Origin of the sequence: Halostella salina, assembly GCF_003675855.1 — an archaeon.
GTDB classification, from domain to species: domain Archaea; phylum Halobacteriota; class Halobacteria; order Halobacteriales; family Natronoarchaeaceae; genus Halostella; species Halostella salina.
Map to the genome: position 1 here is coordinate 211,840 of NZ_RCIH01000005.1, position 13,891 is coordinate 225,730.

Here is a 13,891-nt window from a genome sequence, read left to right on the forward strand (position 1 = left end):
TAAACACTCGGACCGTGCCCGACTCAACGCACGGTCGCGCTCACCGCGTACGTGTCGCCGCGGTACCGGATCGGCGGCGCGTCGTCCTGGACGCCGAACGGCGGATGCGTCGCCGTCTTGGCCTCGATCCGGACCTCCCGAACGTACGGTTCGACGTGGGCCAGCGCGTCCGAGAGGGGCCACCGGCGGACGACCTGCTCGGGGATCAGCGGCCAGGCGTCCGCGAAGGCCCCCTCGACCCGGCGGAGGACGTACGTCGCTTCCCGGGCGTCCTCGCTGTCCTCGTTGTACCCTTCCGCCTGCACCGTCACCACGTCGCCGTCCCGGGAAACGCCCTCGACGGCGGCCGAGGGGGCGGGCCTGATCTCGTCGCCGTCGAGTTCGATCCGCGCGGCGAAGACGGTCTTGTGCTCGTAATCGGTGTCCTCGAACCAGCCGTCGATAGCGAAGGCGTAGATCCCGCCGCCGAGCCCGCTCACCGACACGTCCTCGGTGCCGCCCGAATGGGCTCGTATCGGGTCCGGATGCTCGCCGTCGGCCGAGAGGTTCCACTGGTGACGCTCGCCCGGCGGCAGCGTCATCAGCGGCTGGGGCACGTACCGCGGCGCGACGCGGTACCACCGGGCCCCGACCTGCTTGGCCAGCAGCCACGAGTGGAAGTTGGTGTTGAACGTCGTCTCCGTCTCGTTCGCCAGCGCGAACGAGAACTCGGCGGGGAGGCCCCCCTCCGTCGCGGAGGGTTCGAGGGACATCCGGGCGTCGCCGGCGTTGCTGTGCCAGACGACGCGGTCCACGTCGTCGGCTCCGCCGGGTGGGAACGCGCCGGGGTCCGTTTCCGACTCCGTCTTCGTGTCGTCTGTCGGAGGGCTCTCCGTCTGGTCAGTGGCCGGATCGTCACCGGACCTGCCCGCGGCACCACAGCCGGCGGTCGCGGTGACGGCGACTGCGGGGAGGGCACGCAGGAAGCGGCGTCGTCGCATGGACGTGCGTTGAATGTTTCGGGGCATATACTTCGTGGAGAGTACGGCGGGCGTTTGAGTCACGGCAGCACCGTCAGCGTCCGTCCGCTGTCACCCAAGGTCCAGCGGGTCGCACTTCAGGAACTCCCGCAGGACCGCCGTCGCGTAGGACCCCTTCGGAAGGGTAAAGTCGAAGCGGAGCGGGTCGCGGTCGACGGACAGGTCCGTGTGGACCAGCACCGCTCGGCGCGTCCCGGTCGACCCGAACTCCCCGGGCAGCTCGAAATCGCCGGGCGAGAGGTCGAGGTCGTCGAGGACGCCCCGCTCGATCTCGCCCGGCTCGCCGTCGCCGGGTTCGGTGTCGGTGCCGACCAGCGGCGCGGTGACGAAGGCACGGCCGCGTTCGCAGTGGCGGGTCACGGTGTCGACCCGGTCCTCGGTGACGCGCTGGAGGCGGTCGGTGTCGGGCAGCGTGACCCCTTCGGGTGCGTCCGTATCGGCGAAACAGACCACGTCGCCGGCGACCGGGCGGTCGAACGGGAGGCCCCGCTCCAGCCGCTCGCTCAGGATCCGGTTGAACGCGTACGACTGCGCGGCGTGGACGAACAGGCGCTGGAGGTTCGACGGAAGCTCCTCCAGCGCCGCCCGGAAGTCCGCCGGCTCCGTCCCCCCGTTCTCGACCAGCGCGTGGAGCATCGAGCGCTCGTAGCCGAGGCGGCGCGGGAACCGCTCCAGAGCCTCGGGCCAGTCGCGGGTCTCCTCGACGAACTCCCGGGCGTCCTGCGTTCCGTCGGGTTCGCTCTCGCGTGGGTTCCCGAGATAGGCCATCACCGCGCCCGCCCAGTCCTCGCGGACGATCCGCAGGCCGACCTCGTGGGTGACCGGGCGCTTGCTCCCGAACCGCTGCTGGCCGAAGAAGTTCGGCACCGCGGCCGTCCCGCCGCCGAACTCGCGGAGGTCGTCGGCGACCGCGTCCGCGTTGTCCGGGGCGTCCGGCTCCGTGACGGTTATCTCGAACTCGTTGCCCGCCAGGTCGCCGAACTCGATGGCGCGGCCGGCGCGACCGACGACCGACACGTCAGCGTCACGGACCTCCGGGAGGCCCTCAGGGGCGACGCCCCGGACGCTGAACAGCTGGGTCGTCACGGCGTACTTGTCCTTCGTCCCGGCCCAGGCGACGCGCTCGCGGCTGATCCCCAGCGCGTCCGAGAGGCGCTTCGCGAAGTCGTTCGTGTCCCACCCCGAGAGTGTGACGCGGAGCACCAGATGGTTGTACGCACCGGTGTCGGCGTCGACCGGATCCGCGTCGAACCGCTCCAGTTCGCGCACCCGAAAGTCGCCGTCGGCCGCCCGGAGTCGGCCACCGGTGCCGTCGGCGTCGCTGACGTAGTACTCCATCCCGACCTCGCGCTCGCGGGGGTGTGCCGGGCGCATCAGAACAGCGAGAGGTCGCCGGTCACCTTGTCGACGACGCGCTCGTCGCCGGGACCGACGGCCAGCGTCGTGACGGTGCCCGGGTCCAGCTGCGTGTGCCCGGCGTCGCGGACGACGGCGTGGGGTAGCCCCTCGCGCTCCGCCACGTCGGCGAGCTCGAATATCTGCGACTCGCCGTCGGCTTTCAGCACGACCTTCTTTTGGCCGCCGCCTTTCCACTCCGTGCGCGTCCGCCTGTCGGCGTCCTCGTAGGCCGACAGCGACGCGTGGGCGACCTGCGCGGCGAGTTTCCCCTGGCCCATGCCGATGTCCGTGCGTGCGACGATGGCCTGCTTCATGGTCGGAGATGTGCGGGGAGCGCCTTTAGCGCTGGCTATCGGGACCGCCGGAACGCTTAATCATCAGCGATGGTACAGTACGCGGTAGATCCGCATGGTGACCGTTCAGACCGCGGGAGAAGCGCCACGGCAAGTGGGCGTTCACCGCTGCCGTCGCCCCCCTCTCGGAGGTGACGGCGGATGATCCGCCGACTCATCGCGCTCCCGTACGACGCGTACCTCTGGGTTCCCCGGAAGCTGTATCAGGACTTCGGGAACTGGGGGCTGGTGCTGTCGCTGCTTCCGATGATGCTTATAAACACCATTCTGGTCGCGGCCGTCGTCTTCGGCGGCGATCCCAACCGGGCAACGGCCGGGAATCTGCCGCTGCTGTGGTTCGCGCTCACGGTGGTCACCGCCGTCCTCGCCCGCCGCCGCGAGGAGAACGCCGACCGGCCGGCGTGGACCGAACTCGACGAACCGCTGGAGATCAGCTACGCGATCCGGGACGGGAGCGGGGACGCGTCAGCCCTCGGTAGCGATATGTTGCGGCTGGTCGACGACACGGACCTCGGCGACACGCCTGACGAGGGGCTCAAACGGATCAAGCGGTCCCTGGAACTGGGCGTCGTCGACCCCGGCGATCAGGAACTGGCCCTCGACGCCGTCGACTACACGCCCGAGGAGGTCGCGTCGCTCTGCTTCGACCTGGTCGACCAGGGGTACCCGCCGTGGCGCGCGATAGAGCGCTTCGCCTTCGCGGACCCCGAGGCGTACGAGCCGTACTGGGACCGGCTGTTCGGCGACCCCGGCGAGATGGATTTCCACCGTCTGATGGCGCTCTCCCACATTGCACGGAACAACCGCGACTACGTCCCCGAACTCGTCGAGGTACTCGAATCGGCGGCCGAGACCGACGACGCGAAACACCGCAAGCGCGTCGCGGTCGCGCTCGCGGAACTGTCGACCGTTCACTCCGCGCCCGACGAGACGCTCCGCAAGCTCGGCAAGGAACGGAACCCCAACGTGCGGAAAGCCGCTGCCGCCGCGAAGAGCTTCTACGACGAGAACCCCCACGGCCGGTTCGACCTAGTAGACGAGAGCCGCGCCGCGGGGCCGGGCAACACCGAGCAAGCGGGCGTCGTCGCGCCGAGCACGCGGACGGCCCCCGAGGACGACGACTCCGGCGGGCTGATCGGACACTCGATCTACGAGTGCGAGGACTGTGGGTCACAGCTACTGGACGACCTCGACATCGTCGCCGGGAGTTCGTACACCTGCAGCTTCTGCGGGCACGAACTCGACGACCAGGACGGCGCGCGGCAGATCTACCTCCACGGCTGAGGCGGTGGCTCGCTGGGCCCGACGCGCCGACCCCGGACCGGGGGCTTTAGGCCCCTCCGTTCGCTCCTACTGCGTATGATCCTCTCGGACGCGGACATCCTGCGGCGGCTCGACGAGGGCGACCTCGTCGTCGAGCCAATAGACGACCTCGACCTGCAGATACAGCCGGCGAGCGTCGACCTCCGACTCGGCCGCGAGTTCCTGGAGTTCCAGCGCACGAACATCCCCTGCATCCACCCCGACGCCGAGGCCGAGGTCGACGAGTACGTCGACGAGACGGTCGTCGACGAGGGCGACGAGTTCGTCCTCCACCCCGGCGATTTCGTGCTCGGGACGACGAAGGAGCGCGTGGAGATCCCGCCGGACCTGCTCGCGCACGTCCAGGGGCGCTCGTCGCTCGGCCGGCTCGCCGTCGTCGTCCACGCGACCGCGGGCGTCGTCGACCCGGGGTACCGCGGCCAGATCACGCTCGAACTGTCGAACCTCGGCACCGCGCCCGTCGCGCTGACGCCGGACATGCGGATCTCGCAGCTCATCTTTACCGAGATGAAGTCGCCCGCGGAGCGCCCGTACGGGAGCGACCGCGGCTCGAAGTACCAGGACCAGGACGGCCCGCAGGCCTCCCGCATCGGCGGCGACAGCGAGTTCGGAGGGGAGCAATGAGGTTCGTCGAGGAGATCGTCGTCGAGGAGTTCCTCCCGACGTTCCGGTCGATGCTGGCCGAGGACCTCCGGGAGCGCGGGCTGACCCAGAGCGAGGTGGCCGAGGCGCTCGGGATCAGCCAGTCGGCCGTCTCGAAGTACGCCCACGGCGATGTGGCGCGCCGCGAGGAGTTTCTCGGGGACGAGCGCGTGCAGGAGCTCGTCGAGCGCGTCGGCGAGGGGCTGACCGAGGGCGGGATGTCGCCGGTGCAGGCGCTCGTCGAGGCGGAGGTGCTGATCCGGCGGCTGGAGGACGGCGACGTGCTCGCCCGGCTCCACGAGGACGCGATGCCCGAACTCGCCGAGTACGACGGCTCGTTCCGGGTCCACGACCCCGAGAGCGAACTGCGGACGACCGAGCGGGTGCTCTCGTCGGTCCGGCGCGGCCTCCGGCGGCTGGAGAACACGTCCGGCTTCGCCACGCTGATCCCGGCGGTCGGGTCGAACCTCGTCGTCTGCACGCCCGACGCCGAGGGGCTGGACGACGTGGCCGGCGTCCCGGGCCGGATCTTCGACGTGAAAGGACGGGCGACCGTGCCGAGCGAGCCCGAGTTCGGCGTCAGCGAGCACGTCGCGACGGTCCTCCTCTCGGCACGGCGGGCCGGCAGCGACGCGCGGGCGGCGCTGAACGTCCGGTACTCGCCGGCGATCGTCGAACGGCTGACGGACGCCGGCCTGACGACCGCGGAGTTCGACGGCGACCGGCCGACCGAGGAGGCCGTGCCCGCGGCGCTGGCGACTGATCCGGACGCGGACGTGCTGTACCAGACCGGCGGCTACGGCGTCGAGCCGATCGTCTACCTCCTCGGGCCGGACGCCGAGACGGTCGCCGAGCGCGTCGGGGAGCTGGTGTAGATGGGCCGGGCGACGACGGCACAGGCGTTCTACGGACGCTGGGCGGCGCTGTACGACGCCATCGCGCGATACACGCCCGGCGTCGCCCGCCTCCGGGCACGAGCAGCCGACGCGCTCGAACTCTCGCCCGGCGACACCGTCGTCGAGATGGGCTGTGGCACCGGCGCGAACCTGCCGTACCTCCGTGACCGGGTCGGTCCCGGAGGGACCGTCGTCGGCGTCGACTTCACCGGGCCGGTCCTCGGCCGTGCCCGCCGGCTGGCCGAGCGGCGGGGGTGGGACAACGTCCACGTCGTGCGCGGCGACGCGGCGCGGCCGCCCGTGGTCGAGCGCGTCGACGGCGTGCTGGCGTCGTTCGTGGTCGGAATGCTCGACGACCCGGCCGCGACGGTCGATCGCTGGTGTGACCTCGTCGGCGCAGGCGGCAACGTCGTCCTGCTCGACGCGGCGCTCTCCGACCGGGCGGTCGCCGCCCCGGTGAACGCGGCGTTCCGGGCCGTGACGGTCCTCTCGACGCCGCCGACGCTCAAACTCCGCTACGTCGACTCGCCCCACGAACGCCTGCGTCAGCGAGTGGCCGAGGCGCGCGAGGCCCTCCGCGGTCGGGCGAGCGCGGTCGCCCACGAGGACCACTGGCTCGGCATCGTCCGCCTCACGGGCGGTCGGATCGACGGCGGCCGATAACCACACGCAGCGGTACTATTTTGGTCGTTCTCGCCTAGTTCGTACTATGGCGACCCGCCGCCGTCTCGCCGCCCTGGCGCTCGTGCTCTCCCTCGTGCTCGCAGGCTGTGCAGGCGACTCCGGCGCGTTCCGGACGACTGAGCCGGAGACCGGGACGACGACCGTCGGGACGGCGACCGAACCTCCGACACGGACCACCACTACCGCCGAGGTCACCGGGGAGTACTCGGTGCCGGTGACCGGGAACGCACTCCCGGTCGATGCGGACCGGACGTTCGCCCGGGTACAGTCGCTCGTGGGGAGCGATGTCGAGCCACAGACGGTCAGGGTCAGGGAGGGGTCGACGCGGACGGGCGAGGCGGAGTACTACTCGCAGCGGCCGTTCTTCAGGGTCATGGGCCTCTCCGAGGCGAACTACTCGACCGTCGGCGCGAGCGGCGTGACCTACTCCGACGGCGAGGTGCAGATAACGACCCGCGACGCGCCGCCGGCGGAGGTGGAGCGCGTCCTCGCACACGAGTTCGCCCACACCGTCCAGATGCGCACCTCGATGACCGCCGACCTCGATTCGGGGGTGTTCGGAAACCCCACCACCGACTACGCGATGACCCGGCGGGCGCTCGTGGAGGGCGGCGCGGTGTACGTCACGGACGTGTACGCCGAGCGGTTCCAGAACCGGACCGTCTACCAGTCCAACGTCGTCGAGCGGCAGTACGAGCGCGGCCCGGGCGGCAACCGCTACCTCTGGGCACCGTACCACTTCGGCTACCGCTACGTCGCCGACACCATCGACTCGCCCGCCGAACTGGCGACGGTGTACGACAACCACCCGGAGACGACCGAACAGCTGCTTCACGGCTACGCGCCCGACGAGGAGCCCGTCGCTGACCTCGTGTTGCGGGACACGGTCGAGGACTGGTATCGGACCGACACCGACACGAAAGGCGAACTCGTCACCCGGATCGTTCTGCGCGGCGAACTCACGAAGGAGCGCGCGGCCGCGGCCGCCGCGGGCTGGGGGAACGACCGCGCGGCCGTCTACGAGCAGGCCAGCGGCGACGCGGCGGGGGTCGCCTGGGCGCTCCGGATGGACGACAGGGGCGAGGCGACCGAGGCGGTCGACGCGTTCGAAGCGTTCGCTGACCGGCAGACCGAGTCGTCGTTCCGGGTCGAACGGGTGACTGCCCGGACGCTCGTGGTGATCGGCGGCGACGGCGCGTTCGTCGACAACGCCCGCGTGAGCGCCCAGGGTGCCAGGGTGACCGTCGGGATCGACGACCCGCGAGCGTCCCTGACACCGCCCGGTCCCACCGGTGCGGTCGACGCGCCGCCCGCGACCGTCGCCTGATCGGCTCCCGCCAGCGTTTTGGTCGCCGCGTCGTGACGTACGACCGACATGCGAGCCGGCCCCGTCCTCGTCGCCGCCCTTCTGGTGCTCGCTGGCTGTTCCACGCCCTTTACCGGCGGCGACGCCACGACGCCACGACCCGAGGCGACGACCGACGAACGGTCCTCCGACGAGGCCGCGACGGTGGACTCGTCGACAACGGCGTCGCCGACGACACAGCCGTCCACGGACGGCACCGTCTACGACGTGTCCGTCCGGAACGGGACACTCCCGGTCGACGAGGACCGGGCGTACACCCGGGTTCAGGGACTACTCGGGACGGACGTGGAGCCACGCCCCGTGGAGGTCCGAAACCTGACCGAGTACCAGGGGTACGCGCCCGCGACGTTCCCGTTCTTCGACCTGCTCGGCGTCGGTAACGCCTCGTTCGACGACGGTCGACCGGGCGGACTGACCACCCAGAGCGGCGCGGTGTACATCCATCCCGGGAACGGGTCTGCCGGGGCGGTCGAGCAGGTGCTCGTCCACGAGTTCGTCCACACGACGCAGTTCGGCGCGAACATGATCCCCTGGCTCGACGCCATCGACGGGCCGCGGCTGACCTACGACCTGCTCCAGACCCGCCTCGCGCTGCTGGAGGGCGGTGCGGTGTACGCCTCGGACGCCTACACCGAGCGGTATCTGAACGTCACGCCCGAGTCCGAGCGCATCGCCGCCGAGTACGAGGACGCCGGGACGGCGAAACGGCTGTTCCTCGCCCGCTACCACTTCGGGAGCGACTACGTCGCGGACCGGATCGACGACCCGGCGAACCTGGCGGGCGTCTACGAGAACTACCCGCGGACCACCGAACAGGTGATCCACGGGTACGCGCCCGACGAGGAGCCGGAACGCGACCTCGCGCTCTCGGTCCGCGGCGGGAACTGGACCGTCGGCGGGAACGACACGCTCGGCGAACTGACGACCCGGGTCCTGCTCTGCGGTGAACTCGAACGCGCGACCGCCGTGGCCGCTGCCGCGGGGTGGGGCACCGACGAGGTCGTAACCCTCCGGCGTGGCGGCGAGCAGGCCTACGTCTGGGCGCTCCGGATGGACAACGCGACCGAGACCGACGAACTCGCCCGTGCGCTGGAGGCGTTCGCGGCCGAGCGCGAGGCGGCCGCCGACGCGTCGTTCGCGGTCCAGCGGCCGACCGACGAGACGGTCCTGCTGACGGTCGGCCCGGACTCGCTTGACGTGCGGGCCGAGGGCAGCGCGGGGAACGTGACCGTCACCGTCGGGTAGGTGGCCGGGCGGGCCGACCGGCCGCAAGCGGCCGGCTGGCTCACCCGTACCGGTCGGCGTGCGCCTCGCAGAACGCCGGCTCGCGTAGCTGCGCGCGAACGACGCCGGGCTGGCGGTGCGGGTTCGAGAGCCGGCAGTCGGGGTCGTCGCAGAACCCCTCGCCGGTCGCCGCGAGGTGGACGGCGCTCAGGACGTACCCCTTCAGCGCCTCGGTGGTTCTGGGGTCGTCCTCGACGAGGAACTCACCGTCGACGCGGTTCTCCAGCACCTCCCGCGGTGGTGCGTCGCCGGACAGCAAAGCGTGACGCTGCTGCTCGCGGTAGTACGACTCGGGCTTGGCCGGGGCCTCGTACAGCCCCGGCACGGACACCAGCGCCGGCTGTCCGAGGGCGCTCACGCGCTTGTGCCAGCGGCCGTCGTGGTCGCCCCAGGTGCCGAACGCCCGGTCCAGCAGCGCGACGTGGAGGTGGTCCAGACCGCGCTCATCGGACGGAAGTGCGGCGTTGAGCGCACGCTGGACTGCGACGCCGTCGTACAGCACGCCCCCCTCGCGCGCCGGGTCGTCCAGCGCCCGTTCCTCGTAGCGGACGACCCCGAGCATCGTGTTGCCGGTGTCGCGTTCGTTCGGGTCGAGCACCCGCGCTGCCGCGAACCGCTCCGCGAGGTCCTCGGTGCGGTGCTCGTCGAGGAACCGACCGCGGACCGCGACGGTTGCGTCGACGCGGTCCCGGAGCCAGTCGGCGATCGCGCTGGCGTCGACCGGCGGCGCGCCGTCGTAGTCGGGCGGCTCGTAGAGCGTGACGGTGTCGGGCATATCATCCAGTCATACCACCAGATAAAAACGGATTGTGGTCGCCGCCTCCGGGCGGCTACGCGGGCCGACGACAGCCGGCGGCAGTCACCGCCAGACGCGGACGCCGTCGCCGACGTGTTCGTACAGGGCGCCGTCGGCGACCCCGAAGGCGCGGCGCCCCCCGTCCGCGGCGGAGCCCGATCCGAACCGTCCGGCGACCTCACCCGACGCCTTCTCGACAGCGACCCACTGTCTGCGTTCGGGGTCGGCGTCCGGGAGCCGCTTTGCGTAGACGTAGTCGTCGTCGACCACGAGGTACGAGTACACCTGTGCGCCATTGCCGAGGTCGGCGGTCCACACGACGGACCCGTCGGCCCGGTCGAGCGCGACCATGCTTGCACCCGTGTAGGCTTCCCGCTCGAAGCGCTCGTAGTCCGCTTCGCTCGCCTGTCTGCCCAGTGCCTGCGCTGCCGTGGGGTACAACAGCCCGTAGTAGACCCGACTCCCGTCGACCGCGACTGAGGTGGTCCCGCCCGCCATCATCCAGTGGTCCGTCCGGTCCTTGTAGGTGTGTGACCAGCCTTCGCTGCCGTCGGCGGCGTCCAGGGCCCGAATCGAGAACGGCGGCAGTTCCTCCGCCACGGCACCGACGGTGATCGTGATCCCCTCGGCGAGGTACACCGTCCCGTCGACGACGCTCGGGGCCCGGTGCAGTCCGTTCCGGATCCCGGTCGGCTCCGACCACCGAACGCTCCCGTCCGCACGGTCGAACGCGGTCACCTGTCGGCTCGCCTCCTCGTCGGCGAACCCCCGGTTGGCCACGACGACGGCGTCCGCCCCGACGCTCGGAACCGTCTGGTCGTACCGGAACTCGTCGGACGCCCATTCGCGGGAGCCGTCCGCCGTCGAGAGCGCCAACAGCCGCGCCGCGCCGAGCAGGTAGAGGGTGCCGTCGTCGACGACCGGTTCGAGCGCGGACGCCGCGCCCGGAAACGCGTTCCGCCACTGCCGGCTCCCGTCGTCCCGTGCGTGGGCCTGTACGACGAGGTCCTGCGACGACTCGCCGCGACGGATCCACGTCACGTACAGCCCGTCGGGCCCGAGACACGTCTTCGGGGAGTTCGGGAAGAAGTTGAGGTTGTCCTCTCCCTCCCGGAGTTCGACCGGGACCCGCCATTCCTCGGATCCGGCCTCTCGGGAGAGCCTGAACGCGTAGCCGCCGAACGTCCGCGGTTCCATCTCGTACGGCGTGGCGACCCTGCCGACGCCGTAGATGGCATCCTCGCCGACCGTCGGTGCGCCGTAACCGAGGTTGATGCCGTTTCGGAACTCGGCGGTGAACGCCGCGTCGGCGTCGCCGCCGGGACCACCGGAACTGCTCACGCCCGCGTTCCCGGGACCGCCCCGGCGCATCCGCCAGTTATCCGCAGCGTCCGCTTCCGGCGTCTCCGTGTTGAACCCCCCGCCGTCGGAGGACGAGCCGGAGTCGGTACACCCGGCCGCCGAAACCACGCCGGCCGCAGCGGCGGCTGTGAGGAACTCCCGTCTCGCGTACCGGACCATATCCGGGGTTCAGACATCGGGTAAATAAATTCTCGGGCCAGGGAGGGCTGAACTGCCGGTCGACGCCGGTCAGTCGTCGGCGACGGCGCGGCTCGTCACGTCGACCGGGTCGGCGTCCACGTCGAGTTCGTCGAGCGCGACCTGCGCGGCGCGCTTGCCGGAGACGAGCATCGCGCCGAACGTCGGTCCCATCCGCGGCAGGCCGTACGTCGTCGCCGTCGCCATCCCGGTGGCGATCAGGCCGTCGTGAACGAGCCCGGTGTGTTCGACGACGGCGTCCTCGCTCTCGCCGACCCACATCGAGTCGTGGCCGGGCGAGTCGTGGCCCGGCGCGCCGTATGAGTCGTCGCCGGTCTGGTCCATGCCGGTGGCGTTCTCGGCGGCGTCCTCGATGCCCGGCGCGTCGAGCACGCCGCGCTCGTCGAGTTTCTTGACCGCCATCGCGTCGTGCCCCGTCGCGTCGATGACCAGATCGGCCTCGACCGCGATGGGGTCGACGCAGGTGATCTCGCGGGGTAGCGCGTGGACCGGCGTCCAGTTCATCACGATGCCGCCGACGCGGTGGTCCTCGCGGATGACGATATCGGTGAACTCCGTCATGTTCTGCATCTTCGCGCCCGCGTCGCAGGCCGCCTTGATGAGGCCGGAACACGCCTCCGGGCCGTTGGCGACGTACAGCCCCTCGCTGTCCTGCGACCGCTTGTAGTCCACGTCGAGTTCCGCCAGAACTCGCTCGGCCGGCTCGCGCACCGTCACCTTGTTCATCAGGAAGCCGCCGAGCCAGAAGCCCCCGCCGAGGTAGTTGTTCTTCTCGACGACCATCGTCTGGACGCCGCGCTCGGAGAGCTCCTTCGCGGCCATCAGCCCTGAGGGACCGCCGCCAACGACGATCACGTCCGAGTCCGAGAAGTCCATGAACTCCTCGGTCCACTCCTGTCCGATCGCGCGGGTGACCTCCGCCTCGCCCACGTCGCTGAACTGGTCGAACTGGTCTGTGTCGCTCATACCACTAGGTGATACCACGGAGTAGTTGAAAGGGCTTGCGCTCCAGCGGCGGGATCCGACAGGCGTCGCTCGGCGCGACGGAGAACGGACGGAAAGGGCGACGACGAACGACGCGACAGAAACGCGAAAAACAGCGCAACAGGACCGTCGGCGGGGACGGCGCGGAGCCGACTACTCGACCCAGAGCGTCTTGCGATTGACGAACTCCCGGATCCCCGCCCCCGACAGCTCGCGGCCGTAGCCCGAGATGCCGACGCCGCCGAAGGGCACGCGCGGGTCGGATTTCACCAGCTGATTCACGTACGTGCAGCCCGCGTCGATCTCGCGGGCGACCCGGCGGCCGCGGTCGCGGTCCTCGGTCCAGACGCTGGCACCGAGTCCGAACGGGGTCTCGTTGGCTTTCTCGACCGCGGCCTCCTCGTCGGCCACCTCGAAGACGGCGGCCACGGGACCGAACAGTTCCTCGCTGTCGGCCGGGCAGCCCTCGGGGACGTCGGCGAGGACGGTCGGTTCGTAGTACGCCCCGTCGCGGTCCATCGGTCCTCCGCCGGTCAGCACGGTCGCGCCGGCGTCGATGGAGGCCTCGACCTGTTCGTGGAGGTCGGCCATCAGGTCCGCGCTGGCCTGAGGACCGACGTCGGTCGCCTCGTCGGTCGGGTCGCCGACGGTGAGCGCCTCGACCTCGTCGACGAGCCGGTCCACGAACTCGTCGTAGACGGCCGTGTGCACGACGAACCGCTTGGCGGCGATGCAGGACTGGCCGCCGTTGAGGTTGCGCGCCCACGCGCCGGTTTCGGCCGCGTCGTCGAGGTCGGCGTCGTCGAGCACGACGAAGGGGTCGCTCCCGCCGAGTTCGAGCACGGTCTTCTTGATGTGTTCCCCGGCCGTCGACGCGACCGCGCTCCCCGCCGGCCCGCTGCCGGTCAGCGTCGCCGCACGCACGCGGTCGTCGGCGAGCACGTCGTCGACGGCGTCGGACCCGACGAGCAGCGTCTGGAAGACTCCTTCGGGGTAGCCCGCCTCGCGGAGCACGTCCTCGATCGCCCTGGCACAGCCGGGGACGTTCGAGGCGTGTTTCAGCAGGCCGACGTTGCCCGCCGTCAGGTACGGCGCGGCAAAGCGGAACACCTGCCAGAACGGGAAGTTCCACGGCATCACGGCCAGGACGGCACCCAGCGGCTGGTAGACGGTCTCGACGTTCGACCCCGCCGGGCTGGGGTGCCCCTCGGGCTGGAGGTAGGCGCTGGCGTGCTCGGCGTAGTGGTCACAGACCCACGCGCACTTCTCGACCTCCGAGATGGCCTGCGACACCGGCTTTCCCATCTCCTCGGTCATCAGCTCCGCGTACTCGCGCTTGTTCTCGCGGAGCACGTCGGCGGCCGACGCGATCAACTCCTCGCGCTCGCGGAGCGGTCGGTCGCTCCACTCCTCGAACGCGGCGTCGGCGCTGCTCAGTGCCTCCTCGACGTCCGCGGCCGTGTCGGACTCGTACGTAGCGATGCGCTCGCCCGTGGCGGGATTGATAGCATCCATGGTTATCGTGTATGGGGTTCTCATATTTCAAGTATGCGGCTCCCGGAGCGCGATACCGAGACGACTCCACT

Annotated in this window: 13 protein-coding genes; 6 read left to right on the forward strand and 7 right to left on the reverse strand. The window is 70.7% G+C overall.

All coding sequences use genetic code 11. From position 1 onward, the window contains the following. Positions 1–23 precede the first annotated feature (23 nt). The 3 genes from D8896_RS11670 to pth2 form a co-directional block, all read right to left on the reverse strand. Positions 24–980 carry a hypothetical protein gene (locus tag D8896_RS11670; RefSeq protein WP_121822277.1) on the reverse strand — a complete coding sequence of 319 codons (957 nt, stop codon included), beginning with the start codon at positions 978–980 and terminating at the stop codon, positions 24–26. Positions 981–1,070: 90 nt separating this feature from the next. Then, on the reverse strand, positions 1,071–2,393 hold the full coding sequence (gene truD, locus D8896_RS11675; RefSeq protein WP_121822278.1) for a tRNA pseudouridine(13) synthase TruD: 1,323 nt from the start codon (positions 2,391–2,393) through the stop codon (positions 1,071–1,073). Next, positions 2,393–2,731, reverse strand: a complete 339-nt coding sequence (gene pth2, locus D8896_RS11680; protein WP_121822279.1) for a peptidyl-tRNA hydrolase Pth2 — start codon at positions 2,729–2,731, stop codon at positions 2,393–2,395. Before pth2 ends, truD begins: the two co-directional genes overlap by 1 nt. 180 nt (positions 2,732–2,911) lie before the next feature. Here pth2 and D8896_RS11685 point away from each other — a divergent pair, with 180 nt between their 5' ends. The 6 genes from D8896_RS11685 to D8896_RS11710 all read left to right on the forward strand — a co-directional run bounded on the left by D8896_RS11685 (position 2,912) and on the right by D8896_RS11710 (position 8,926). After that, on the forward strand, positions 2,912–4,054 hold the full coding sequence (locus tag D8896_RS11685) for a hypothetical protein (protein ID WP_121822280.1): 1,143 nt from the start codon (positions 2,912–2,914) through the stop codon (positions 4,052–4,054). A gap of 75 nt (positions 4,055–4,129) precedes the next feature. Next, complete coding sequence (gene dcd / locus D8896_RS11690; protein ID WP_121822281.1) at positions 4,130–4,717, forward strand: dCTP deaminase; 588 nt, start codon at positions 4,130–4,132, stop codon at positions 4,715–4,717. After that, a complete protein-coding gene (locus D8896_RS11695) occupies positions 4,714–5,610 on the forward strand; it encodes a thiamine-phosphate synthase family protein (RefSeq protein WP_121822282.1) in 897 nt (298 codons plus the stop codon). The genes dcd and D8896_RS11695 overlap by 4 nt, the downstream gene beginning before the upstream one ends. After that, positions 5,611–6,294 (forward strand): class I SAM-dependent methyltransferase, encoded by a 684-nt coding sequence (locus D8896_RS11700; RefSeq protein ID WP_121822283.1) that lies wholly within the window; start codon positions 5,611–5,613, stop codon positions 6,292–6,294. It begins immediately after the preceding gene. 46 nt (positions 6,295–6,340) lie between these two features. Beyond that, a complete protein-coding gene (locus tag D8896_RS11705; RefSeq protein ID WP_121822284.1) occupies positions 6,341–7,642 on the forward strand; it encodes a hypothetical protein in 1,302 nt (433 codons plus the stop codon). A 48-nt stretch (positions 7,643–7,690) separates the two neighbouring features. Beyond that, a complete protein-coding gene (locus tag D8896_RS11710; RefSeq protein WP_121822285.1) occupies positions 7,691–8,926 on the forward strand; it encodes a hypothetical protein in 1,236 nt (411 codons plus the stop codon). Positions 8,927–8,966: 40 nt separating this feature from the next. On the opposite strand, the gene D8896_RS11715 is transcribed toward D8896_RS11710, so the two are convergent. The 4 genes from D8896_RS11715 to D8896_RS11730 all read right to left on the reverse strand — a co-directional run bounded on the left by D8896_RS11715 (position 8,967) and on the right by D8896_RS11730 (position 13,820). Further along, the gene (locus D8896_RS11715) at positions 8,967–9,740 is read right to left on the reverse strand and encodes a DUF7001 family protein (RefSeq protein ID WP_205596814.1); all 774 of its coding nucleotides are present in this window, start codon (positions 9,738–9,740) and stop codon (positions 8,967–8,969) included. 84 nt (positions 9,741–9,824) lie between these two features. Next, the gene (locus D8896_RS11720; RefSeq protein WP_121822286.1) at positions 9,825–11,282 is read right to left on the reverse strand and encodes an outer membrane protein assembly factor BamB family protein; all 1,458 of its coding nucleotides are present in this window, start codon (positions 11,280–11,282) and stop codon (positions 9,825–9,827) included. A gap of 69 nt (positions 11,283–11,351) precedes the next feature. Beyond that, entirely contained in the window at positions 11,352–12,287 is a 936-nt protein-coding gene (locus tag D8896_RS11725) for a sulfide-dependent adenosine diphosphate thiazole synthase (RefSeq protein WP_121822287.1), read from the reverse strand. A gap of 171 nt (positions 12,288–12,458) precedes the next feature. Further along, on the reverse strand, positions 12,459–13,820 hold the full coding sequence (locus D8896_RS11730) for an NAD-dependent succinate-semialdehyde dehydrogenase (protein ID WP_121822288.1): 1,362 nt from the start codon (positions 13,818–13,820) through the stop codon (positions 12,459–12,461). Positions 13,821–13,891: the final 71 nt, after the last annotated feature.